The sequence below is a fragment of the Glutamicibacter sp. MNS18 genome, from assembly GCF_026107515.2.
GTDB lineage: Bacteria > Actinomycetota > Actinomycetes > Actinomycetales > Micrococcaceae > Glutamicibacter.
Genome location: NZ_JAPCHW010000003.1, coordinates 232,982 through 256,198 on the forward strand (window position 1 = coordinate 232,982; position 23,217 = coordinate 256,198).

Sequence of the window (23,217 nt, forward strand, 5' to 3'; positions counted from 1 at the left end):
GACTCGTGGCAGATACGACTGACATCAAAAATGGTCAGGTCATCAAGATTGATGGAAACCTGTGGACCATCATCGAATTCCAGCACGTGAAGCCAGGAAAGGGTGGGGCCTTCGTGCGCACCAAGATGCGCAATGTGCTCACCGGCCGGGTGCAGGACAAGACCTACAACGCCGGTGCGAAGATCGAGACCGCCAACGTCGACCGCCGCGACTACCAGTACCTCTACCAGGACGGCGAGGACTTCGTCTTCATGAACCTGGATGACTACGACCAGGTCACCGTCACGGGTAAGACCGTGGGCGACGCCGCCGATTACATGCTGGAGAACCAGGAACTGACCATCGCCATGTACGAGGGCAACCCGCTGTATGTGGAACTGCCGCCGTCGGTGGTCCTGGAAATCACCTACACCGAACCGGGCCTGCAGGGCGATCGTTCCTCCGCCGGAACCAAGCCGGCCACCCTGGAAACCGGCAAGATCATCCAGGTGCCGCTGTTCGTCGACCAGAACACCAAGGTCAAGGTCGACACCCGCACCGGCGATTACCTGGGACGTGTCTCCTAGTGAGTGCACGCGCCAAGGCCCGCCGCCGGGCCCTGGAATTCCTCTTTGAAGCCGAACAGCGCGGTGCCGAACCGCTGGCTGTGGCCATTTCCCGTCGCGAGAATTCCGAGATCGTGCTCAACGAATACTCGTTGACCATCCTCGAGGGCGTGGTTGGCCACCAGGAACGCATCGACGAGATCCTCGAAAGCTACGTCCGCGGTTGGACCATTGAACGCATGCCAGCGGTGGATCGTATCGCCTTGCGCATCGGGGTCTGGGAACTGCTGTACAACGACGAGGTCCCCGACGCCGTGGCCGTATCCGAGGCCGTGGCCAATGTGCGCGAGTTGTCCACCGATGACTCGCCGGAATTCGTCAACGGCGTGCTGGGCCGGATCCAGCAGATCAAGGACACCCTGGTCGACTAGCTCGGCGGATGCTCCACCACCAGTTGCCAAGGCCGCGGATCACACCCGAACGGGTGCGATCCGCGGCCTTCGTGTCACCGGATCCTCCGGTGGGCTCCCGTGTGCGGCAGCCTCTTGCAGGTGCTGGTCGCGATCCTGCAGCTGCCCATGGGCTGCGCGGGTAACCCCCAGGGGCCGGGCAGGGCGCCGCCACCCGAAGCTGGTCCGGCTGGTCAATCCCGGCAGACCGGCTCCCCGTTGCTGTCCAGGATCCGGGTCGCGTCGTAGGTGATCACATCCCGATGACCGAAGACGGTGAGCTGGTCGCCGACCGAGATGTACCGGGCCGTCTCATCTCCGCAGACCGCCCAGGTATCAACCCGTATCATGTCCTCACCGACCCGCAGGGACAACGCATCGCTGCGAACCCGCTCCACGACGCCTTCCATCCCGCCTTCGGCATTTCGCGGTGTGGAACTTGTGCACCCGGCCAGGAGGAACGCCGCCGCTGCCACTGCACAGACCGTTGGCTTGCCCATATCAGGTCCCCTCTGAGCGTTCGGCAATGGCATATCATACCATTCGGTACTGTGCCGGTGCAGGCGTACAGCAGGAAAACGCCGGGTCCCTTCGGGTCGTCCGACCGCCGGTCTTCGAACCTCACGGCGAACCGCTCCCGGTCCGGACGATCGGCTCAGGGCAGGTCGCCCAGCACCACAATCGCTTGGTCCTGGCGCGCCGGATGCCATAGTGCGGTGTCGATCTGCAGCCTGCCGGAGGCCAAACCGTCGGCGTGCACGTTGAGCAGATAGCGTCCCTCACCGGGAAGCGGCACGTCGAAGCGGCCCTGCTCGTCGCTGAGCACTGCGATATCCGGCACCGGGTGCGGGGCATGGGCGATCATGATGCGCGCTGCGGACACCGGATGCCGCCGCGCATCAACCACCTGGCCGTGCACTATCAGCGGAGGACCCATGGTGCCAGTCTAGGCCCGCCACTGCACGATATTGTTCAGCACCTCGGCGTTGATCCGGGTCCCGGAGTTCACCGAACCACCGTAGGCGTGCACCGCGACGGCGTACCGGGCACCGTTGTTCAGCACGTAAACCGCGCTGCCGCTTTGCCCGCCGAAGGTGTCGATATCGTAGTACACCTTGCGGGCCGTGACCGAATGGATCCGGCGGGCGTGATACCACTGGGTGCCCGAGGGCTTGTCCCCGGGATACCCGCTGAGGTTGCCGGTGGACGCCAGCAACGTGGCGTCCGAATAGTTCGCCGCACCCAGCCACCCGGTGGTGCTTCCCAGGTTACTGCCGAGGATGATCGCCCCGTAGTCGTAGTCCGCATTGCCGTTCACCGTCCAGCCGGTCACCGACCGCAAACCGGTGGCCCAGGCGGTGCCGTACGGGTAGCTGGCGGCATCACGCCCCGGAGCCACCTGGACGCTTTGCACCCAGCCATCCCGGGCGGGATTGCCGCTATTACGGATGAACACGCAGTGCCCGGCGGTGATCAGGGTGCGCGGTCCAACGAACCAGCCGGTGCCGATATAGCGTGCCCCGTCCCGGGCGGTGATCAGCAAGCTGGCATGGGCACGCCATGGGTAGCCGGAGGCCGGGCTGATCCGCACCCGGTCATCGGTGCCGTGCACGGTCTGCGGCAGCATGCCGAAGGAAGCCACCCCGATATCGGGCAGGTCCTCCTCGAAGGCCGCCCGCACCGAGGCCTCGAAATCCCCGGCGGCCGGCAAGGTGTACCCGGGCACCGATTCGTACCCATCGGTCCCGGTGGCCACCTCCTGGTCCTGGCCGCTCTCCGGTTCCAGGCCGATCACGTCGGTATCGGTGACCTCCTCGATTTCATTGGCGACCGGGGTGTGCATTTCGTCCTTGAACCCGTTCATGGCGGCTCCTGTCAGCAACGGGCGGGGCGCACCGTGCGCCCCGTCGAGCACCATCTTCCGCCGCACCTGTTACCCGGGCATTACAGCGCCATGATCGGCCCGCGGCGCCGCGGCATCAGCCTGCTCCCGGACCCTGCCGGGGCTGTGGGGGATGCGGCAGAGCGGTACGCGGAAGCGCCATCCGGTCCGCCAGGTCCCTTCCCCCGTCATGCTCCAATACCTCCTGCAGCTGCCGGCTGTGCAGGGCCCGGCTGCGCTCATCCACCTGCCAGGCGAAGAACGGGCCCAGAGCGGTGGTGGCCCGGATGCGCTGCCACAAGTCCGCCGGTAGCAGATCCGGGGCGTGCTGGCTGGCCCGGCCGACCAGCTCCCAACCGGCGGTGAACACCGGCGGGGCGGTGATCGGGCCGCGGTGGCGCAACGCCGGATCGGCGCAACGCAGCGACAGCGCCTGCACATCGGGGTGTATTCCGCCGGTGGCTTGCTGCAGGCGCCTGACGGCGGCGTCGAACAGCACGGCCCGTTCGGCGCGCAGCAGGCCGGGGCCTTCGTTGCGCAGCAGCAGGTAGCCGCCGATGATCCCGGCAACCGGGTCCTGGTAGGCCTCCAACAGCAGGTGCTCGAGCCGTCCGGGATCCGAATGCTCCAGCAGGTCCCGGCCCTGGGCCAGGGCGATACGGGTCGATTCGATGACCAGGTCACGCTGCTCGTCGTGGTCATCGTGCTCGGCATCGCGCATGAACAGTGCCGCATCATGCAACCGGAACTGGTCGGGGAAGGGTTCGCCCGGATCGCCGGATTCGCGTTGCAGCACCAGCTGGGTGATCCAGCCCGGGCAGACGACCACGGTGGCCTCGGCGGTCCGTCCATCCGGGATCAGGTAGCGCAGGTAGTAGATCCCGGGCTCCAGCACCCGGGTCCAGATGCTTTGCGGGGCCAACGGGTCGTGTTCGGCTTCCACCGGGGCGGTATCCAGCCGTTCCACCAGTTCCCCGTGCGGCCCGCGCAGTTCCAGATCGCTCAGCGGATGCGGCCAGGATGCCACCGGCCCGCTGCGGTGGAACCAGAACCGGCCGAGTACCGTGAAGGCACCTTGACCCGGTGGCACCTGCGGGCGGTCGGCGAACCGGTGGGTCAGGGTGCCGAAGGGCGAATGCTGGGACGCCGGGGCATAGGAGCTGAACCCGGCCGGGGCCGGGGTAGGCAGCAGCGGGGAATCCAGCTGCAGGTCGGTATCGCGGTCCAGCAACAGCACGTGTTCGGACACCGAGCCGATATCCCTGCCGAATTCCACCCGCACCTTGTACAGCCCCGGGCACTCACGCTCCTGCAGGTTCCCGGTCCGACGGTAGACCAGACCCAGTTGGTCGTTGGTGACCACCAGGGAGGCGGCCGCATTGGGCACGGTGAGTCCGAACCGGTGCAATTGCCCGAACCGGGCCGGCCGCACCGCCGGACCCCGGTCCCCGAGATGTACGTGCTGCTCTCCCGCCCCGCCGACCTGGAAGCCGTGGCGCAGACCGGTGTCCGGGTTCCCGGCCAGGTACAGCCCGCGCGGCAGCCGTACCCGGATCAGACCCGGCCCGGCGGCCAGGTCCACCTCGATGGGCCGGTGCGGGCGGCCGGCCCACAGCCGCAATCCGGCGGGCGGTTCGCCGGCGGGCAGGTGCAAGGTGACATCGAAGCGGGGCACCTGCTCCAGCCGCTTGAGCAGCAGCGGGCTTTCGGCCCGCACATAGGGCTGCAGGTCCACGGCGCTGCCGGCGCGGACGGTCCCGGGAAGGAAATCCACCATGGTGTCGTGCAGATAGGATTTCAGGCTCCGGGCGGTCACCACCCCGCGGTCATCGGCGGCCGCCCCACCCAACCCCTGCAGCAGGGTCCAGGTGAAGACCCCGTGCACCAGCCCGTCCGGCATCCGGTGTTCCAGCGCCGCCTTGGTCTGGGCCGCCACAGCGATGAAGGTGGGTCCGGGGCTCTGCGAGGACACCTCGCTGCGGGCCATCACCGGGGAGACCGGGATGGATTTCTGGTTGGTCATGCAGCAGTCCATCCACAGCACGTACTCGCGGAACCGCCCGGACTGGCGGAAATGGCGGAACCAGTCGTAGGCGTAGAGGTAGGCGTTATAGCCGGTACTGGCCTCGGCGGTAAACAGCGCCGGCTCTTCCAGGACCGGGGCGAACCCATGGCCGGCGAAGTACAGGTAGAGCCGGTCCGCCCGGGCTTCGCTGGTCTGTTGCAACAACCAGTCCATGGCAGCCGAGAGCCTGGAGCTGGTGGGTTCGGGATCCTCGGCACTGCGGGGGAAATCCGTGCTGCGGATCAATTTCAGGTTTTGCTCCGGCACGTTCCCGCCGTGGGGATCGCGCAGCCAATCGGCGATCGCGGTGGCATCATTCTGTGGCCCGTCCAGGTTCTTCAGCACCCCGACCGCATCCAGTTTGGGGTAGTGCCCGATCCCGACCACCACCGCATAGTCAGCCATCACCCACCGCCCTCACCACGGGTAGGCGTCGTGGATGAACCGGCGATCCGTGGGGGACAGCTCGGTATTCCAGCCGACACTGAAACCGTCCAGGGTCCAATGGGCGGGCACCGGGTACATCATGATCGAGTGCGGATCCACCTCGGTCCCGGTCAGCTCGGCCGGATCGTAGGCCTGGAAGATGTTGCTGTGCACCTGCGCGCGGTTCCAGTAGTTCGGTGGCCCGGACTGGTCCTTGATGACCGCTTCGACATCCCACTGGATCGGCGTGGCGGGGTTCTGGTGCTCGTGGATCAGGCCGATGGCATGGCCGAACTCGTGCAGCACCACCTGGCGCAGCGTCTTCTCGTCGCTGTCCGGGGTGATCCAGCCGAAGTTCATGGTCGGTTCGGCGCTGTTGACCTGTTGCGCCTGGGTGCCCAGGTAGGACCAGGACCCGAGACCCGGGGTGAAACTGATGCGCACATCGGCCGGGGAACCGGGATCGGTGTTCAGGCGCAGCCGCGCCATGGACGGGCCGGTCCACTCCCGGGCGACCTGCAGCACCCGCTGGTGCAGTTCGGGTTCACCTTCCAGGAAGTGCAGGTTCAGCACATCCACCTGCCAGCGGGCCGAGTTGAACGCCGCCGCGCGGGTCAGCGCGCCCAGCGCGGCCGGTACCGCAACGGAACAGAAATACGGTTGTTCGGCCATTGGGCACCTCCTGCCTGGCCGGTACCTGTCCGGACATGTCCAGCAGATTGTCCTGTACCGGCGTTACCCGGGCGTTACAGCCACCGGATACCCCGGACGCTAAATGAACCGGTTTCACTTGCCGGGTCGAATTAAGGCCTAGTGATATCCCCAATCCCGCACGATCTCCCATTGACAGGATTTTCCGGCACTGGAACAGTGGAAGTGGGGTTGCCCGGGTGCGGTTTGGCCGATCACTCGATGGTGGCAACCGTGAACGGGGAGTGGGGGTTTGCGGTTCGATGCCTGAGTTCGAAGTCCGGTTACTTGAACGGTGGCGGTTGCTGCGCGACGGAAGTGCGGTGCCCTTGCGGCTGCGTGAACAGCGGGTGATCTGCCTGCTGGCGCTGCGCGGGGCGATGCCCAGGCGCCGGGTGGCCGGGATACTCTGGCCGGAAACCACCGAATCCCGGGCGCTGGACAGCCTTCGGGTGAGCCTGCACCACATCCACCGGCAGGCCCCGGGCCTGCTGGGGTGCTCCGACGGGTGGCTGGACCTGGCCGAGCAGACCCCGGTGGACGTGCACCGGCACACCGCCGAACTCGAGAAATGGGGCGGTACGGCCAACCTTGGCTGCACCGAACTGGAGCAGCTATTGCGCGGCGCACAGCTGTTGCCGGACTGGGATGAGCCGTGGCTGGCCGCCGACCAGGAGGAGCTGCGGCAGTTGCGCGCCCGGGCCCTGCAGAATGCGGCACATGAACAGCTGGCCCGCGGCAACCACCACCAGGCGCTACGGCTGGGACGCGCCGCCCTGGACCTGGACCCGATCAGCGAGAGCGCTGCCAGCATCCTGGCCCGGGCCGAGGCCGGGGAAGGCAACCGGGCCGGTGCGGCCGCCGGGCTGCTGCTGTTCATCAAGCGGCTGCAGGAGGACCTGGGAATCGGTCCGGGACCCGAGGTCACCCGGATGCTGGCGCAATTGCGCAGCAGTTGACCCTCCCGCGCCGCCGCCGACGGCTTGGGCAATCCCGCGCGATGTGGCGGGTTTTCCCGCGGATGTGGTCGAAACCATAGGCTATTCACACCCCTGCATGGGTCACCGGCTAGGGGAAGGGTCATCCGACGTGATAATTTCTAAGGAGCAATATTCCTTTAAGAACCGTCCCGTGAGGCGGAGAAGGGAGAGATGCACCGTATGAGTGAATATTCCTCAACGTCGCCGGGGGCGCGCATGGTGTTGTCATCCGACGACATCGAACGGGTCCTCACGCGCATCGCCTTCGAAATCATCGAGGCCAACAAGGGTACCGAGGACCTGGTCCTGCTGGGTATCCCGCGCCGCGGTTTCCCGCTGGCCCAACGCCTGGCCGAGCGTATCGCCGCTTCCTCCGCCGAGGGCATCACCGCCGATTCGCTGGTCGGCCAGCTGGATATCACCATGTACCGTGATGACCTGCGGCATTCCTCGACCCGCACCCCTGCCCCCACCCGGCTTCCCGCCGGTGGCATTGACGGCAAGGTGGTGGTACTGGTCGACGACGTGCTGTATTCCGGGCGCACCATCCGCGCCGCCCTGGACGCCCTGGCCGACTGGGGCCGGCCGCGCATCGTCAGGCTGGCCGTGCTGGTCGACCGGGGCCACCGCGAACTGCCGATCCGCGCCGACCATGTAGGCAAGAACCTGCCCACCGCCAAAAGCGAAAAGGTCCGCGTGCACCTGGCAGAGACCGACGAATCCAACGAAGTGATCATCGAGGCGGGCGTATGAAGCACCTGATTTCCACCGCGGACCTCACCCGTGCCGAGGCCATCCAGATCCTGGACATCGCCGAGGAAATGCGCGCGTTCGGCACCCGCGAGGTCAAGAAGCTGCCGGCGCTGCGCGGACGCACCGTGGTGAACCTGTTCTTCGAGGACTCCACCCGCACCCGGATCTCCTTCGAGGCCGCGGCCAAGCGGCTGAGCGCGGATGTCATCAACTTCTCCGCCAAGGGCTCCTCGGTCTCCAAGGGCGAATCGCTCAAGGACACCGCCCAGACGCTGCTGGCCATCGGCGCCGATGCGGTGGTCATCCGCCATCCGGACTCCGGGGCCCCGGCCCGGCTGGCGGCCACCGACTGGATCGGGCTGCCGATCGTCAACGCCGGCGACGGCATGCACGAGCACCCCACCCAGGCGTTGCTGGACGCCTTCACGCTGCGCCGGCAGATCTGCCTGCGCGAGGGCAGTTCACCGCATGGCAAGGGCCTGGACGGGTTGAAGGTCGCGATCGTCGGGGACATCCTGCACTCGCGGGTGGCCCGCTCCAACCTCTGGCTGCTGAACACCCTGGGCGCCGAGGTCACCATGGTGGCCCCGCCCACCCTGCTGCCGGTGGGCGCCGCCTCCTGGCCGTGCACCATCAGCTACAACCTGGATGAGGTCATCGCCTCCGGCACGGATGCACTGATGATGCTGCGTGTGCAGGGCGAGCGGATGAACGCCGCCTTCTTCCCCAACCCGCGGGAATACTCGCGCTACTGGGGCCTGGATGACGCCAGGCTCACCACCCTGGACGCCTCGGGTGATGAAACCCTGATCATGCATCCCGGACCGATGAACCGCGGCCTGGAGATCTCCTCGGCCGCCGCGGATTCACCGCGCTCCACCGTGCTGGACCAGGTGACCAATGGCGTGGCCGTGCGCATGGCCAGCCTCTACATGCTCCTCTCCGGCGATTTGATCAAGGAAAGCTAGGTCCATGAAGTATCTGATTCGCAACGCCAGCGTACTGGGCGAAAACACCACAGACGTGCTCATCGAGGACGGGCTGATCGCCCGCATCCAGGACGGTATCGACGCCGCGGACGCTCATATCATCGAGGCCGCCGGCCAGGTGCTGCTACCCGGCCTGGTCGACCCGCACACCCACCTGCGCGAACCCGGCCGGGAAGACGCCGAAACCGTGGAAACCGGAACCCGGGCCGCGGCCAAGGGTGGCTACACCGCGGTGCACGCCATGGCCAACTCCACCCCGGTGGCCGACACCGCCGGCGTGGTGGAACAGGTGTACGAGCTGGGCCGCCGGGCCGGCTGGGTGGATGTGCGCCCGGTGGGTGCGGTCACCGTGGGACTGGCCGGCAAGCAGCTGTCCGAGATCGGCGCGATGGCCGATTCGCGGGCTGCGGTGAAGATGTTCTCCGATGACGGGATTTGCGTCTGGGACCCGCTGCTGATGCGCCGCGCCCTGGAATACGTCAAGGCCTTTGACGGGGTCATCGCCCAGCACGCCCAGGAGCCGCGGCTGACCGAGGGCGCCCAGATGAACGAGGGCGAGGTCTCGGCGGTGCTGGGACTGGGCGGCTGGCCGGCGGTGGCCGAGGAGTCGATCATCGCCCGCGACGTGCTGCTGGCCGAGCACGTGGGTGCCCGGCTGCACATCTGCCACGTATCCACCGCCGGGTCCGTGGAGATCATCCGCTGGGCCAAGGCCCGCGGCATCCAGGTCACCGCCGAGGTCACCCCGCACCACCTGATCCTCACCGACGAGCTGGTGCGCAGCTACGACCCGGTCTACAAGGTCAACCCGCCGCTTCGCCGTGCCGAGGACGTGACGGCCCTGCGTGCCGCGGTAGCCGATGGCACCATCGACGTGATCGGCACCGACCACGCCCCGCATACCGCCGAAACCAAGGACTGCGAATGGGGGGCGGCGGCCATGGGCATGACCGGGCTGGAAACCGCCCTGTCCATCGTGCAGCACACGCTGGTCGAGACCGGGCTGCTCACCTGGGCGGATGTCGCCCGGATCACCTCCAGCGCCCCGGCCGCCATCGGCCGGCTGGCCGACCAGGGCCGACCGATCGCCGTGGGCGAACCGGCGAACCTGACCCTGGTGGATCCCGCCGCACGCTGGATCGTGGACCCCTACGCCATGGAAACCAAGGGCCGCAACTCGCCGTTCGCCGGGATGGAACTGCCCGGACAGGTCACCGCCACCTTCTTCCACGGGCACCCCACGGTGCTGGACGGGGCGCTGGCCACACCGCGGAACGGGCAGTAGATGAACCCGTACGCGGTATCGATCGCCATCACCCTGGCCGTGATCCTCGTCGCGATCACCCTGATCGGCGTGGGCTGGCGCAACCGGGTCAAACGCCAGGGCGGGATCCCGGAACCGTATCCGAACTTCGAGGATACCGAAACCCACCGCTTCGAGGGCATGTACGTGGCCACCACCGCCGGTGAGGACTGGCTGGAGCGCATCGCGGCGCACCGGCTGGGGATCCGCTCCAACGCCGAGCTGGTCCTCGGTGAGCGGGGGGTGCACTTCATGCGCTCCGGCGCCCCGGATGTGCACATCCCGTACCAGGCGCTGACCCGGCTGAACCGGGCGGCGGGCATGGCCGGGAAGTTCGTCGAAAAGGACGGGCTGCTGGTGGTGGGCTGGTCCAAGGACGGGGTCGAATTCGACACCGGGTTCCGCGCCCGCTACCACGCGGAGAACTCAAGGATTTATCAGTTGCTGGCATCGCACCTCGATGATGCGGCAGAGCAGGAGACAAACTAGTGAAGACTCAAAGCACCCCAGATGCAGTGCTGGTTCTGGAAGATGGTCGCATCTTCCGCGGACGCAGCTACGGAAAAGTGGGCTCCACCCTGGGTGAAGTGGTATTCACCACCGGCATGACCGGATACCAGGAAACCCTGACCGACCCGTCCTACGCCCACCAGATCGTGGTGCAGACCTTCCCGCATATCGGCAACACCGGAGTGAACGACGAGGACCCGGAGTCCAACCGGATGTGGGCCGCCGGTTACGTGGTCCGCGAGGCCTCCCGCCGCCCCAGCAACTGGCGATCGACACGCACCCTGGAAGAGGACCTGATCGGCAACGGCATCGTGGGTATCGAACGTATCGACACCCGCGCGCTGACCCGCCACCTGCGCGAGGCCGGGGCCATGAAGGCCGGGATCTTCTCCGGTCCGGCCGCCGAGCGCCCGGTGGACCAGCTGGTGGCCGAGGTCGCCGCCCAGCCGTCCATGGAGGGACGCAATATCTCCGCCGAGGTCTCCGCCGAGGCGGCCTACTTCGTGGAGCCGAAGGACCACGGTTGGGACGGGGAAGTGCGCCACACCGTGGCCGCCATCGACCTGGGCATCAAGGCGATGACCCCGATCCGTTTGGCCGAACGCGGCATGCGGGTGCATGTGCTGCCGCATGACGCCACCCTTCAGGACATCAAGGCCACCGGCGCCACCGGTGTGTTCTTCTCCAACGGACCGGGCGACCCGGCCACCGCCAACGCGCAGATCGAACTGGTGCGTTCGGTGCTGGATTCGGGTATCCCGTACTTCGGCATCTGCTTCGGTAACCAGATCCTGGGCCGCGCCCTGGGCCTGGACACCTACAAGCTGCGTTTCGGCCACCGCGGCATCAACCAGCCGGTGAAGGTCAAGGAATCGGGCAAGGTGGAAATCACCAGCCAGAACCACGGTTTCGCCGTGGACGCGCCGCTGGAAGGCACTTTCACCGCCCCCGTCGAACGGTTCGGCACCGTGGAGGTCTCCCACTACTCGCTCAACGACCAGGTGGTCGAGGGACTGCGCTGCCTGGACATCCCGGCCTTCTCGGTGCAGTACCACCCCGAAGCGGCATCCGGCCCCCATGACGCGGCCAACCTCTTCGACCGCTTCGCCGACGTACTGGACAACTTCGCAGACAAGGACAACAAGTAATGCCCAAGCGTACCGATCTGAAATCAGTACTCGTCATCGGTTCCGGCCCGATCGTCATCGGCCAGGCCGCCGAATTCGACTACTCCGGCACCCAGGCGCTGCGTGTGCTCAAGGAGGAGGGCCTGCGGGTCATCCTGGTCAACTCCAACCCGGCCACCATCATGACCGACCCGCAGTTCGCCGATGCGACCTACGTGGAACCGATCACCCCCGAGGTGGTTGAGCAGATCATCGCCAAGGAGCGCCCGGATGCGGTGCTGCCCACCCTGGGCGGGCAGACCGCGTTGAACACCGCGATCGCGCTGGACAAGAACGGGGTACTGGAAAAGTACAACGTGGAACTGATCGGCGCGAACATCGAAGCGATCGAGCTGGGCGAGGACCGCGAGAAGTTCAAGGGCGTCGTGGAACGCTGCGGTGCCGAATCGGCCAAGTCGATCATCGTGCACTCCATGGACGAGGCCTTCGCCGCGGTGGAGGAACTGAAGTACCCGGTCGTGGTGCGCCCCTCCTTCACCATGGGCGGCCTGGGTTCGGGCATGGCCTACAACGCCGAGGACCTGCGCCGCATCGCCGGGGCCGGCCTGCAGTACTCGCCAACCACCGAGGTGCTCCTGGAGGAGTCGATCCTGGGCTGGAAGGAATACGAGCTGGAGATGATGCGCGACACCAACGACAATGTCGTGGTGGTCTGCTCCATCGAGAACTTCGACCCGGTGGGCGTGCACACCGGCGACTCGATCACCGTGGCCCCGGCCATGACACTGACCGACCGCGAATACCAGAAACTGCGTGATATCTCCATCGCGGTGATCCGCGAGGTGGGCGTGGACACCGGCGGCTGCAACATCCAGTTCGCCATCGAACCGGACACCGGGCGCATCGTGGTCATCGAAATGAACCCGCGTGTTTCCCGCTCCTCGGCACTGGCCTCCAAGGCCACCGGTTTCGCCATCGCCAAGATCGCCACCAAGGTGTCGCTGGGCTACACCCTGGACGAGATCCAGAACGACATCACCAAGCAAACCCCGGCCTCCTTCGAACCGGCCCTGGACTACGTCGTGGTCAAGGTCCCGCGCTTCGCCTTCGAGAAGTTCCCGGCTGCCGACGCCACGCTGACCACCACCATGAAGTCGGTGGGCGAGGCCATGAGCCTGGGCCGCAACTTCACCGAGGCGCTGCAGAAGGCGCTGCGCTCCCTGGAACAGAAGGGCAGCGAGCTGTCCTTCGAGCCATTGTCCGAGGAGGAGATCCCGGGCATGCTCAAGGACATCGAGGTGGGCACCACCGAACGCCTGCACCTGGTGCAGCGGGCCCTGCTCTCCGGGGTGTCCATCGAGACCCTCTACGAGGCCAGCGGCATCGACCCGTGGTTCCTGGACCAGTTGGCGCTGATCAACGAGACCGCCGCCACGGTGGCCGCATCGAAGAACCTGAACGCCGAGATGCTGCGCGAGGCCAAGCGCCACGGCTTCTCCGACGCGCAGATCGCCACCTTGACCGGCAACTCCGAGGCCGTGGTGCGCGGGGTCCGCCACGCCCTGGAGATCCGCCCGGTGTACAAGACCGTGGATACCTGCGCCGCCGAGTTCGAGGCCTACACCCCGTACCTCTACTCCTCCTACGACGAGGAGACCGAGGTGCCGGCACACGAGAAGAAGTCGGTCATCATCCTGGGCTCCGGCCCGAACCGCATCGGCCAGGGCATCGAGTTCGACTACTCCTGCGTACATGCGGTGATGGCCCTGCGCGAGGCCGGCTACGAGACCGTGATGGTCAACTGCAACCCGGAAACCGTATCCACCGACTACGACATCTCCGACCGCCTGTACTTCGAGCCGCTGAGCCTGGAGGACGTGCTGGAGATCATCCACGCCGAACAGGAATCCGGCGGCGTGCTGGGTGTGTTCGTGCAGCTGGGCGGGCAGACCCCGCTGAAGCTGGCCGCCGAGCTGAAGGCCGCCGGGGTGCCGATCCTGGGCACCTCCCCGGAGGCCATCGACCTGGCCGAGCACCGTGGCGCCTTCCAGCAGGTGCTCGACGGCGCCGGGCTGATCGCCCCGAAGAACGGCACCGCGGTCTCCTTCAAGGACGCCAAGCGGATCGCCGACGAGATCGGCTACCCGGTACTGGTGCGCCCCAGCTACGTGCTGGGTGGGCGCGGCATGGAAATCGTCTACGACGAGGCGAACCTGGCCCGCTACATCGAGAACGCCACCGAGATCACGGTGGATCACCCGGTGCTGGTGGACCGCTTCCTGGAGGACGCGATCGAGATCGACGTGGACGCCCTGTTCGACGGCACCGACCTGTACATGGGCGGGATCATGGAGCATATCGAGGAAGCCGGTATCCACTCCGGTGACTCGGCCTGCGTGCTCCCCCCAATCACCCTGGGCCACGAGGTGCGTGAGAAGGTGGCCGCGGCCACCCGCGCCATCGCCGAGGGTGTGGGCGTGCGCGGACTGATCAACATCCAGTTCGCCCTGGCCGGGGACATCCTCTACGTCATCGAGGCCAACCCGCGTGCCTCGCGCACCGTGCCGTTCACCTCCAAGGCCACCGGCGTGCAGCTGGCCAAGGCCGCGGCGATGATCGGGGTGGGCAAGAGCATTGCCGACCTGCGTGGCGTGTTGCTGCCGGTGACCGGGGACGGCACCCACCTGCCGGAAACCGCTCCGGTATCCGTGAAGGAAGCCGTGCTGCCCTTCAGCCGCTTCCGTACCCCCGAGGGCAAGGTCGTCGATTCGCTGCTCGGCCCGGAAATGCGTTCCACCGGCGAGGTCATGGGCATCGACAAGTACTTCGATACGGCCTTCGCCAAGTCCCAGGCCGCGGCCAACAACCCGCTGCCGACCTCCGGCAAGGTCTTCGTCTCGGTGACCAACCGCGACAAGCGCTCGATCGTGTTGCCGGTCAAGCACCTGGCGGACAACGGGTTCGAGATCGTCTCCACCGGCGGCACCGCCCAGGCGCTGCGCCGCAACGGCATCCCGACCACCGTGGTCAAGAAGGTCCACGAAGGCGGGGAGAACATCGTGGACATGATCACCGAGGGGGAGATCGGGTTGATCCTGAACACCCCGTCGGGTTCCGAGGCCCGCGGTGACGGCTACGAGATCCGTGCCGCCGCGACCAGTGTGGGCACCCCGATCATCACCACCGTGGCCGAGTTCGGTGCCGCGGTGCAGGCGATCAGCGCACTGCGCCACTACAGCTGGGATGTCACCAGCCTGCAGGAGCACCCGGATTTGCTCTCGGATGTGGACCATGGCTGATTTCGGCACCACCCTGCGCGCGGCCATGGAGGCCAACGGCCCGCTCTGTGTGGGGATCGACCCGCACCCCGGGCTGCTGGCCGCCTGGGGGCTGGAGGATAACGCCGAATCGGTGCTCCGCTTCTCGCTGCGCGTCATCGAGGCCATGGACGGGGTAGCGGCCATCGTCAAACCGCAGGTGGCGCTGTACGAGCGTTTCGGCTCGGCCGGGTTCGCCGCCCTGGAGCAGACCCTGGCCGCCGCCCGGGCGCAGGGGTTGCTGACCCTGGCCGATGCCAAACGCGGGGATATCGGCTCCACCATGGCCGCGTACGCCAGCGCCTGGCTGGATGATTCCTCCCCGTTGGCCGCCGACGCGGTGACCCTGAGCCCCTACCTGGGCTACGAGTCGCTGCGTCCGGCGATCGACCTGGCGGCACGGACCGGCCGGGGGGTGTTCATCCTGGGGCTCACCTCCAACCCGGAAGGGCCCAGCGTGCAGCATGTGGGTGGTGCCGCCTCGGTGGCCAAGACCGTCATCGATGCGGTCGCCCGGGAAAACGCCGGGGCCGGTGACCTGGGCCATGTGGGTCTGGTGATCGGCGCCACCGTCGGGGACGCCCCGGCCAAGCTGGGCATCGACCTGGCTGCGACCAAGGCGCCGCTGCTGACCCCGGGCCTCGGCGCCCAGGGGGCCACGGCACGTGATCTTGCCGACTCTTTTGCCGGCTCCTTCGGCCAGGTGCTGGCCACCAGCAGCCGCGATATCCTCCAGGCCGGTCCGGACCGGCCCACCCTGCGTGCCAGGGCCGAGGCGGTCCGCGCCGAACTCATCGCGGCGGGTTAAGCGGATTAAGTAGTCAGATCGCGCTGTGGCCACTAAAGTTTCTGGTAGCCACAGCGCGATTACTCTTGCAATCAGGGCGATTGCTGGTTACGTTGACAACATGGCCTTAGTCCACAACTCGATGAAGGATGGCTGACGATGGTACTGAGAGAACTTTCAGACGAAGACCGGATCCGCGCCCGTGCCAAGGCCCTGGCCGCCCGCACCCGCCGCGCCGAGATCAAAGCCCAGTTCAGCACCGGCAAAATCTCCATCACCGAAGTACTAGACTTGGTGTACGAAGATGAGGCAGTGGGTCGCATGCGTGTCATGGACCTGCTCGAATCGGTACCTGGTGTGGGCGAAGTCCGTGCCGCCAACCTGCTCGAACGTCTGGGGATTTCCCCGTCACGCCGCCTGCGCGGCCTGGGACGCAAGCAGCGGGTGGCCATCACCGAGCACTTCAAGCAATCACCGCCCAAAACGAAAGCGTAGTCAATGACCCCAGCGTCGGTAACAGTTCTGGCCGGCCCCACGGCCGTAGGCAAGGGAACCGTCTCCACCTACATCCGTGAGAACTATCCGCAGGTCTGGTTGTCGGTTTCGGCAACGACCCGTGATCCACGCCCGGGGGAGGTGGAAGGGGTCCACTACTACTTCGTGGGCCCACAACGCTTCGGTGAGCTGGTCGAATCCGGTGAAATGCTCGAATGGGCGGTAGTGCACGGGCGCAACAGCTACGGCACCATCCGCTCCACGGTGGAGCAGGCCGTGGCCGAAGGCAAGAAGGTGCTGCTGGAGATCGACCTGCAAGGTGCCCGGCAGGTCAAGCAGACCATGCCCGAGGCCCACTTCGTGTTCCTGGCCCCGCCATCCTGGGATGAATTGGTACGCCGGCTTGTGGGCCGGGGCACTGAATCCGCCGAGGAGCAGCAGCGCCGCCTGGAAACCGCTAAACTGGAACTTGCGGCGGAATCCGAATTCGACGTAACCATTGTCAACGACAGTGTGTCGCGTGCCGCCGAAGAGCTTGTGGCCCTGATGGGGCTAAACGAAAAATAAGGGGAGTCTTGTGACTGAAAACCTCGAAGGAATCATCAACCCTTCAATTGACTCATTGCTGAAGAAGGAAGAGTCAAAGTACGCGCTGGTGCTGAATTCGGCCAAGCGCGCCCGCCAGATCAACGCCTACTACGCGCAGCTGAACGAGGGCCTGTTCGAGTACGTTGGGCCGCTGGTGGAAACCAAGCTCAACGAAAAGCCGTTGACCATCGCCTTGCGTGAACTCAACGAGGGCCTGCTGAAGGTCACCCCGGCCGAAGCCGAGTAGCACCGACGAACCCCGGATGGCGCCCCACACACCTGGTGGCGCCATCCGCTTTTAACCTAGAGGATCATTCTTGAAGAGAATCGTGCTGGGCGTCTCCGCCGGAATCGCCGCCTACAAGTCCGTGTTGCTGCTCCGACTGCTGCGGGAAGCCGGCCACCATGTGGACGTGATTCCCACCGCGAACGTGGCCCGGTTCGTGGGCAACGCCACCTTCGAGGCGTTGAGCGGCAACCCGGTGACCTCCGAGGTCTTCGACGCCGTGGATACCGTCAACCACGTGCGCCTGGGACAACAGGCCGATCTGGTGCTGGTGGTCCCGGCCACCGCCGACCTGCTGGCCAAGGCCGCCTCCGGGCTGGCCGACGACCTGCTCACCGGCACCCTGCTGGCCACCCGCGCCCCGGTGGTCATGGCCCCCGCCATGCACACCGAAATGTGGCAGCACCCGGCCACCGAGGCCAATGTGGCGATGCTGCGCTCCCGCGGGGTGCATATCATCGAACCGGCCGTGGGACGGCTCACCGGCCAGGACTCCGGCCCCGGTCGGCTACCGGAACCAGAGCAGATCCTCGAACAGATCCAGGTGCACCTCGGCGAGGCGGTACTGGCCGGACGCAAGGTGCTGGTCACCGCCGGGGGAACCCGCGAACCGCTGGACCCGGTGCGTTACCTGGGCAACCGGTCCTCGGGACGCCAGGGGGTGGCTTTGGCCCGGGCGGCCCGCGATGCCGGAGCCGAGGTCACCCTGATCGCCACCCACCTGGAGGTTCCGGCCCCGCACGGGGTGCAGCTGATCCAGGCCTCCTCGGCCCTGGACCTGCATGAGGCGGTTTTCGCACACGCCCCGGGGCAGGATGTACTGATCATGAACGCGGCCGTGGCGGATTTCCGCCCGGCCAGCATCGAATCGGCCAAGATCAAGAAACGTGATGGGCATTCGGCACCGCTGATCGAACTGGTACGCAACCCCGACATCCTCGCCGACGTGGTCACCGCGCGCGACACCGACCCGTTGTTGCCGCGATTGATCGTGGGCTTTGCCGCGGAAACCGGGGATGGCGAGGGCAGCGTGCTGGACTACGGTCGGGCCAAGCTGGCCACGAAGGGGTGCGAGATGCTGGTGGTCAACGAGGTGGGGGCGGCCAAGACCTTCGGCGCCGAAACCAACGAGGCCACGATCCTCTTCGCCGACGGGAAAGCCGCCGTGAACGCCGCCGGAAGCAAAATCGAGGTGGCCCGAATCGTCATAAACCAGCTGGCCAACGCAATATAGCGGTCACCGTGCGTCATACGTGATCAGCACCATGTCGCACGTGTTCACCGTTCGCCCCTCCAGCTGCCCACCGGTCCGTGCGACCAGATAGAGTAACAACGTGACTTCAAGAACCCCTGAACTACGTCTTTTCACCTCGGAATCCGTGACCGAAGGACACCCGGATAAGATCTGCGACCAGATCTCCGATGCGATCCTGGATGCCATGCTGGCCCAGGACCCGAACTCGAAGGTCGCCGTCGAGACCCTGACCACCACCGGGCTGGTCCATGTCGCCGGCGAGGTGACCACCAACGGCTACGTCGAGATCCCGGAGATCGTGCGCCGCACCATCCTGGACATCGGCTACGATTCCTCGGCCAACGGATTCGACGGGGCCCGCTGCGGTGTCTCGGTGTCCATCGGCCAGCAATCCCAGGAGATCCACGACGGGGTCTTCAACTCCCTGGAAGCCCGCCAGGGCACCGCCAAGGACCCGCGCGACCTGCAGGGCGCCGGCGACCAGGGGCTGATGTTCGGCTACGCCTCGGATGAGACCGAATCGCTGATGCCCACCCCGATCTACCTGGCCCACCGGCTCTCCGAACGACTCACCCAGGTGCGCAAGAACGCCCGCCTGCCGCTGCTGCGTCCGGACGGCAAAACCCAGGTCACCATCGGCTACGACGGGGACACCCCGGTCTCCGTCGACACCGTGGTGGTCTCCAGCCAGCATGCCGCCGAATACGAGCTGGAGACGCTGAAGGCCGACCTGTTCGAGGAGGTGGTCAGCCCGGTGCTGGAGAAGTCCGGCCTGGACACCTCGAAGACCAGCATCATCCTGAACCCCTCGGGCCCGTTCATCATCGGCGGACCGGTGGGGGACGCTGGACTGACCGGACGCAAGATCATCGTGGACACCTACGGCGGCTTCGCCCGCCACGGCGGCGGCGCCTTCTCCGGCAAGGATCCCTCCAAGGTGGACCGCTCCGCCGCCTACGCCATGCGCTGGGTGGCCAAGAACGTGGTGGCCGCCGGTCTGGCACGCCGCGTCGAGGTGCAGATCGCCTACGCCATCGGGGTGGCCACCCCGGTGGGCCTGTATGTGGAGACCTTCGGCACCGAAACCGTGGATCCGGCCAAGATCACCCGCGCCATCAACGAGATCTTCGACCTGCGCCCGTTGGGCATCATCGAGGAGCTGGACCTCAAGCGACCGATCTACCAGAAGACCGCCGCCCACGGACACTTCGGCCGTGAGGACAACGACTTCAGCTGGGAACGGCTGGACAAGGTCGAGGCCCTGCGCGCCTGGTTCAACGCCTAGGCACCTGGGAAGAGGATGACCTGGTGCAACAGGATGCACTGATCTCGGCACCCGAGCCGCCGGTAATCGAACTGGTGGCCCGGGTGCTGCTTGATTCCCCGGTCCCGCACCTGGACCGGCCCTTCGACTACATCGTCCCGCCCTCCCTGCACGAGCAGGCGGGAATCGGGATGCGGGTCAAGGTCCCGTTCTCCGGGCGCCAGCTCGACGGATTCATCACCGAACTGCAGCACGAGGTGCGCCCGGTCATGAAACTGCGCGAACTGGGCAAGATCGTCTCGGATACCCGGGTGCTGTTCCCCGAGGTGCTCGAATGTGCCGAACTGGTTGCCGAACGCTACGCCGGAACCCTGTGGGACGTGGTGCGCCAGGGAATCCCGCCGCGGGCCGCCCGGGTGGAAAAGGAAACCCGGGAACCGGCCGAGCTGGTGCTACCCGAGGTGGAGACGAACCAGCTTTCGCACTACGAGGGTGGTCCGGAGCTGCTCCAGGCGCTGGCCGAGGGCCGGCGGCAACGTGTGGTGACCAGCTGGGTACCGAACTTCCCCGGCTCCTGGCCGGGCTTCATCCTGGACGCCGCCCGCCCAGTACTGGGCCGCGGCAAGGCGGTGCTGGTGATCGTGCCCGATGCCGCGGACCTGGAACGGCTGGGCGTATACCTGGATGAGACCATCGGCCAATCGGCCTACGCACGACTGCAGGCCGAGGACGGACCGACCCTGCGCTACCGGAACTTCCTGCGGGCCATCGGCGGGGAAGTGCCCCTGGTGATCGGTACCCGCTCCGCGGCCCTGTGCCACCTGCCGGATCTGGAACTGGTGATCATCTGGCAGGACAACGACCAATCCCACCGCGAGCAGCGCGCCCCGTACCAGCACAGCCGGGAAGTGGTGCTGCTGCGCAGCCAGCACAGCGGATGCTCGCTGCTGGTGGCTTCCAGCTCCCGATCGGTCGAAGCCCAACGCCTGGTGGATACCGGATGGGCCGCGGAACTCAAGCTGCCGCGCCAGGAGCTGCGCTCCCGGGTCGCCCGGGTGGCGGCGACCACCAGCGACTTCGAGTTGGACCGCGACCCGGTGCTGGCCCACGCCCGCATCCCCTCCCTGGCCTGGCGGGAGGCCAGCAAGGCACTGGAAACCGGCCCGGTCCTGGTCCAGGTGGCCCGCACCGGCTTCATGCCGGCGCTGGCCTGCCAGGACTGCCGCAGCTATGCCCGTTGCCCCGAATGCCAGGGACCACTGCAACTGTCCGGGGCCGGGGGTGCTGTGAACTGCAAGTGGTGCGGTACCTTCTTCCGCAACCACCGGTGTGCCGAGTGCTCCTCGCCGCGGATCCGGGCACTCAGCATCGGTGCGGATCGCACCGCGGAGGAATTGGGACAGGCCTTCGCCAAGGTCCCGGTGATTTCCTCCACCGGAGCCAAACCGGTCCGCCAGGTCCCGGACAAGCCGGCATTGGTGGTCGCCACCCCGGGTGCCGAGCCGACGGCAGCGGCAGGCTACGGGGCGGTGTTGCTGCTGGATGCCGACAAGATGATGGCCCATGACTCACTGCGCAATGCCGAGCAGGTCATGGCCCGCTGGTTCACGGCAGCGGCCCTGGCCCGCGCCCAGGGGGTCGTGGTGCTCACCGGAAATCCCACGCCGGCCGGTGCCGCGCTGGTGCGCTGGGATCCGGCCGGATTCGCCGAACGCGAGTTGGCCGAACGCCACCAGGTCGGCCTGCCACCGGCGGTCCGCTCGGCGATCATCAGCGGTCCCGGTGCCGAACGGTTTGTCGCCGCATTGACAGTGCCGGTGCGGGTGCACGGGCCGGCCATCAACGAGCAATCCCACGAGCACCGCTATGTACTGTTCTTCAGCTACGCCGATGGCGCACAGGTCACCGCGGCCCTGCGGGCACTGCGGGCGAGGATGTCCGCGGCGAAGGAACCGGTGGTGAATATCGCCGTGGATCCGGACGAGGTGCTTTAGCCGGGCCTACCGCCCGGCGCGCAGATCCAGGGACAGGTAGCCGTTGCGCGTGGTGTAGATGCCAGCATGGCCCAGGTCGGCAGCCAACTGCCCGGTGGGCGAACCGATCCGTTTCGGGGTGCCTGTCACCCCGTGGTGGGTTGGTTGCAGGTACAGGTCGTGGATCCGCGGTTCCAAGGGTGCAGCCAGTACGGTCTGCGGTGACAGCGCGAAACCCGGTGGGACCCGTTCCAGTTCCAGCCCGACCTCCGCCGTCCCGCCCCTGGGGCGCACCAGCAACCGTGCCGCGCTGACCTGTTCACCGGTCCCGGCCAGCAGCCAACCCCGTTGCGCCCCCGACGCCGGTTGCAGCTTCCACTGCTGGCCCAGGACCACCTCGGTGGCAGCCAGATCCACCAGGCCGCGCATGTCCCCGCGCCGGACCCGTTCGGAGCGTTCGCGGAACGGGTAGGGCAATCCGGCTTCCAGGTGCGTTGGCAGGTGCTGTTCCACGAACTGGCGATGGGCCGTGACCGTGAGCCGTCGACGCTGGGGAGTCATCGCCAGGAACCGTGCCGGCAGGTAGCTTCGCAGGATCTTGCGCCGGTATAGATCCAGGACCAGCTCACCGGCCAGCTGCCGATCGGGGCAACCCTGCTCGATGATGCCCGCGATGGTGTGCACCGATGCGGTGTAGCTGTGCGGATGGCTGCGCCGGGCACTGATATTGTTCCCGTCGTCCCGTGCCCGCAGGAAGTAGTAGTCCTGCTCGGCAAGGATCGATACCCGTCCGGCCGCAAGGTAGCACCTGGAGATGAGCATGCCGTCCTCCAGGCGGACCCGGCCCTCCGGGAAAAGCAGTGCATGTTCCTGCAGCAACCGACGCCGGATGAGCTTCTGCGGTGACAGGGTGGCAAAGACCGTGCGCAAGGGCGCATCGACCAGGGTCCTGTCGAAGATGGCCTGGTTGACCCGGCGCCCGTGAAGCCCGGCCATCCGCGGCAAGACCATGTCGCTGAGGTGCAGGTCGGCGAAGTCCACCATGGAGCGCAGCGCCTGCGGGGCCATGACGTCATCGGCGTCGGCGAAGAACACGTAGTCGGCCCGGGACGCGGCGATGCCCCGGTTGCGCGGTTGCCCGGGCCAGCCGCTGTTGCGTTGCCAGATCAACCGGACGTTGGGGTGCTCCCGGGCGAAGCGGTCCAGCAGCGCCGCGCTGCCGTCGGTGGATCCGTCATCGACCAGCACGATCTCGAAGTGCCCGGCATCCAGGTCCTGGGCGGTGAGGGATTCGAGCAGCTCACCAAGGTAGGGCATGGCGTTGTAGACCGGGACGATGACGGCCACCCGCGCGGTAGCGGCACTGCGGCTGGGTCCGGTATCCAGCGTGTTGACCCGTCCCTGGAGCAGTTGCGAAACCAGCCGTCCGGCCCGCCTGCGCAGCGAACCCACCTTTGCCTGGAACATGGGCAGGATCCCAACCTCTTCCGATACCGATTGCCGGCCGATGCCCGGCCATTGGATACACAGTAC

The 23,217-nt window shown here is 66.7% G+C and carries 22 protein-coding genes; 16 read left to right on the forward strand and 6 right to left on the reverse strand.

Annotation, left to right across the window (positions count from 1 at the left end):
• The first annotated feature begins 5 nt into the window (after positions 1 to 5).
• Together efp and nusB are read left to right on the forward strand one after the other, a co-directional pair.
• Positions 6 to 566 carry an elongation factor P gene (gene efp / locus OK351_RS04655; protein ID WP_265156263.1) on the forward strand — a complete coding sequence of 187 codons (561 nt, stop codon included), beginning with the start codon at positions 6 to 8 and terminating at the stop codon, positions 564 to 566.
• Positions 566 to 976 (forward strand): transcription antitermination factor NusB, encoded by a 411-nt coding sequence (gene nusB, locus OK351_RS04660; RefSeq protein WP_265156265.1) that lies wholly within the window; start codon positions 566 to 568, stop codon positions 974 to 976. Before efp ends, nusB begins: the two co-directional genes overlap by 1 nt.
• Positions 977 to 1,188: 212 nt before the next feature.
• Here nusB and OK351_RS04665 read toward each other — a convergent pair whose 3' ends face one another.
• The 5 genes from OK351_RS04665 to OK351_RS04685 all read right to left on the reverse strand — a co-directional run bounded on the left by OK351_RS04665 (position 1,189) and on the right by OK351_RS04685 (position 6,039).
• Complete coding sequence (locus tag OK351_RS04665; RefSeq protein WP_265156267.1) at positions 1,189 to 1,494, reverse strand: hypothetical protein; 306 nt, start codon at positions 1,492 to 1,494, stop codon at positions 1,189 to 1,191.
• Between the two features lie 155 nt (positions 1,495 to 1,649).
• Positions 1,650 to 1,931 (reverse strand): carboxypeptidase-like regulatory domain-containing protein, encoded by a 282-nt coding sequence (locus OK351_RS04670; RefSeq protein WP_265156269.1) that lies wholly within the window; start codon positions 1,929 to 1,931, stop codon positions 1,650 to 1,652.
• A 9-nt stretch (positions 1,932 to 1,940) separates the two neighbouring features.
• On the reverse strand, positions 1,941 to 2,858 hold the full coding sequence (locus OK351_RS04675; RefSeq protein ID WP_265156272.1) for a trypsin-like serine peptidase: 918 nt from the start codon (positions 2,856 to 2,858) through the stop codon (positions 1,941 to 1,943).
• A gap of 115 nt (positions 2,859 to 2,973) precedes the next feature.
• A complete protein-coding gene (locus OK351_RS04680) occupies positions 2,974 to 5,346 on the reverse strand; it encodes a caspase family protein (RefSeq protein WP_265156274.1) in 2,373 nt (790 codons plus the stop codon).
• 12 nt (positions 5,347 to 5,358) lie between these two features.
• Positions 5,359 to 6,039 (reverse strand): zinc metalloprotease, encoded by a 681-nt coding sequence (locus OK351_RS04685; RefSeq protein ID WP_265156277.1) that lies wholly within the window; start codon positions 6,037 to 6,039, stop codon positions 5,359 to 5,361.
• Between the two features lie 281 nt (positions 6,040 to 6,320).
• Between OK351_RS04685 and OK351_RS04690 the strand changes: the two genes are divergently transcribed.
• The 14 genes from OK351_RS04690 to OK351_RS04755 all read left to right on the forward strand — a co-directional run bounded on the left by OK351_RS04690 (position 6,321) and on the right by OK351_RS04755 (position 21,705).
• Positions 6,321 to 7,016: an AfsR/SARP family transcriptional regulator gene (locus OK351_RS04690; protein ID WP_265156279.1), complete on the forward strand. Its 696-nt coding sequence runs from the start codon at positions 6,321 to 6,323 to the stop codon at positions 7,014 to 7,016.
• A 201-nt stretch (positions 7,017 to 7,217) separates the two neighbouring features.
• The gene (gene pyrR / locus OK351_RS04695; protein ID WP_265156281.1) at positions 7,218 to 7,790 is read left to right on the forward strand and encodes a bifunctional pyr operon transcriptional regulator/uracil phosphoribosyltransferase PyrR; all 573 of its coding nucleotides are present in this window, start codon (positions 7,218 to 7,220) and stop codon (positions 7,788 to 7,790) included.
• Entirely contained in the window at positions 7,787 to 8,758 is a 972-nt protein-coding gene (locus OK351_RS04700; RefSeq protein WP_265156284.1) for an aspartate carbamoyltransferase catalytic subunit, read from the forward strand. The genes pyrR and OK351_RS04700 overlap by 4 nt, the downstream gene beginning before the upstream one ends.
• Before the next feature lie 4 nt (positions 8,759 to 8,762).
• Complete coding sequence (locus OK351_RS04705) at positions 8,763 to 10,064, forward strand: dihydroorotase (protein ID WP_265156286.1); 1,302 nt, start codon at positions 8,763 to 8,765, stop codon at positions 10,062 to 10,064.
• Positions 10,065 to 10,571 (forward strand): PH-like domain-containing protein, encoded by a 507-nt coding sequence (locus OK351_RS04710; RefSeq protein ID WP_265156288.1) that lies wholly within the window; start codon positions 10,065 to 10,067, stop codon positions 10,569 to 10,571.
• Positions 10,571 to 11,740 carry a glutamine-hydrolyzing carbamoyl-phosphate synthase small subunit gene (carA, locus tag OK351_RS04715; protein WP_265156290.1) on the forward strand — a complete coding sequence of 390 codons (1,170 nt, stop codon included), beginning with the start codon at positions 10,571 to 10,573 and terminating at the stop codon, positions 11,738 to 11,740. The genes OK351_RS04710 and carA overlap by 1 nt, the downstream gene beginning before the upstream one ends.
• Positions 11,740 to 15,018: a carbamoyl-phosphate synthase large subunit gene (gene carB, locus OK351_RS04720; RefSeq protein ID WP_265156292.1), complete on the forward strand. Its 3,279-nt coding sequence runs from the start codon at positions 11,740 to 11,742 to the stop codon at positions 15,016 to 15,018. Before carA ends, carB begins: the two co-directional genes overlap by 1 nt.
• The gene (gene pyrF, locus OK351_RS04725) at positions 15,002 to 15,844 is read left to right on the forward strand and encodes an orotidine-5'-phosphate decarboxylase (RefSeq protein ID WP_371931377.1); all 843 of its coding nucleotides are present in this window, start codon (positions 15,002 to 15,004) and stop codon (positions 15,842 to 15,844) included. Before carB ends, pyrF begins: the two co-directional genes overlap by 17 nt.
• A 138-nt stretch (positions 15,845 to 15,982) precedes the next feature.
• Positions 15,983 to 16,318 carry an integration host factor, actinobacterial type gene (gene mihF / locus OK351_RS04730; protein ID WP_265156297.1) on the forward strand — a complete coding sequence of 112 codons (336 nt, stop codon included), beginning with the start codon at positions 15,983 to 15,985 and terminating at the stop codon, positions 16,316 to 16,318.
• A 3-nt stretch (positions 16,319 to 16,321) separates the two neighbouring features.
• On the forward strand, positions 16,322 to 16,885 hold the full coding sequence (gmk, locus tag OK351_RS04735) for a guanylate kinase (RefSeq protein WP_265156299.1): 564 nt from the start codon (positions 16,322 to 16,324) through the stop codon (positions 16,883 to 16,885).
• Between the two features lie 10 nt (positions 16,886 to 16,895).
• Entirely contained in the window at positions 16,896 to 17,153 is a 258-nt protein-coding gene (gene rpoZ / locus OK351_RS04740) for a DNA-directed RNA polymerase subunit omega (protein ID WP_265156300.1), read from the forward strand.
• Positions 17,154 to 17,223: 70 nt separating this feature from the next.
• A complete protein-coding gene (gene coaBC / locus OK351_RS04745; protein ID WP_265156302.1) occupies positions 17,224 to 18,426 on the forward strand; it encodes a bifunctional phosphopantothenoylcysteine decarboxylase/phosphopantothenate--cysteine ligase CoaBC in 1,203 nt (400 codons plus the stop codon).
• Between the two features lie 100 nt (positions 18,427 to 18,526).
• Complete coding sequence (metK, locus tag OK351_RS04750) at positions 18,527 to 19,732, forward strand: methionine adenosyltransferase (protein ID WP_265156304.1); 1,206 nt, start codon at positions 18,527 to 18,529, stop codon at positions 19,730 to 19,732.
• Positions 19,733 to 19,755: 23 nt separating this feature from the next.
• A complete protein-coding gene (locus tag OK351_RS04755; RefSeq protein WP_265156306.1) occupies positions 19,756 to 21,705 on the forward strand; it encodes a primosomal protein N' family DNA-binding protein in 1,950 nt (649 codons plus the stop codon).
• 6 nt (positions 21,706 to 21,711) lie between these two features.
• Here the strand turns inward: OK351_RS04755 and OK351_RS04760 are convergent, their stop codons facing one another.
• Positions 21,712 to 23,151, reverse strand: coding sequence for a glycosyltransferase family 2 protein (locus tag OK351_RS04760; protein WP_265156308.1), 1,440 nt, complete (start codon positions 23,149 to 23,151; stop codon positions 21,712 to 21,714).
• Positions 23,152 to 23,217 lie beyond the last annotated feature (66 nt).

Excerpts from the sequence above, each read along its gene's own strand:
- OK351_RS04665 (WP_265156267.1), bottom strand. The coding sequence starts at position 1,494 with ATGGGCAAGCCAACGGTCTGTGCAGTGGCAGCGGCGGCGTTCCTCCTG.
- OK351_RS04670 (WP_265156269.1), bottom strand. The coding sequence starts at position 1,931 with ATGGGTCCTCCGCTGATAGTGCACGGCCAGGTGGTTGATGCGCGGCGG.
- OK351_RS04675 (WP_265156272.1), bottom strand. The coding sequence starts at position 2,858 with ATGAACGGGTTCAAGGACGAAATGCACACCCCGGTCGCCAATGAAATC.
- OK351_RS04680 (WP_265156274.1), bottom strand. The coding sequence starts at position 5,346 with ATGGCTGACTATGCGGTGGTGGTCGGGATCGGGCACTACCCCAAACTG.
- OK351_RS04685 (WP_265156277.1), bottom strand. The coding sequence starts at position 6,039 with ATGGCCGAACAACCGTATTTCTGTTCCGTTGCGGTACCGGCCGCGCTG.
- OK351_RS04690 (WP_265156279.1), top strand. The coding sequence starts at position 6,321 with ATGCCTGAGTTCGAAGTCCGGTTACTTGAACGGTGGCGGTTGCTGCGC.
- pyrR (WP_265156281.1), top strand. The coding sequence starts at position 7,218 with ATGAGTGAATATTCCTCAACGTCGCCGGGGGCGCGCATGGTGTTGTCA.
- OK351_RS04700 (WP_265156284.1), top strand. The coding sequence starts at position 7,787 with ATGAAGCACCTGATTTCCACCGCGGACCTCACCCGTGCCGAGGCCATC.
- OK351_RS04705 (WP_265156286.1), top strand. The coding sequence starts at position 8,763 with ATGAAGTATCTGATTCGCAACGCCAGCGTACTGGGCGAAAACACCACA.
- OK351_RS04710 (WP_265156288.1), top strand. The coding sequence starts at position 10,065 with ATGAACCCGTACGCGGTATCGATCGCCATCACCCTGGCCGTGATCCTC.
- carB (WP_265156292.1), top strand. The coding sequence starts at position 11,740 with ATGCCCAAGCGTACCGATCTGAAATCAGTACTCGTCATCGGTTCCGGC.
- pyrF (WP_371931377.1), top strand. The coding sequence starts at position 15,002 with ATGTGGACCATGGCTGATTTCGGCACCACCCTGCGCGCGGCCATGGAG.
- mihF (WP_265156297.1), top strand. The coding sequence starts at position 15,983 with ATGGTACTGAGAGAACTTTCAGACGAAGACCGGATCCGCGCCCGTGCC.
- gmk (WP_265156299.1), top strand. The coding sequence starts at position 16,322 with ATGACCCCAGCGTCGGTAACAGTTCTGGCCGGCCCCACGGCCGTAGGC.
- OK351_RS04760 (WP_265156308.1), bottom strand. The coding sequence starts at position 23,151 with ATGTTCCAGGCAAAGGTGGGTTCGCTGCGCAGGCGGGCCGGACGGCTG.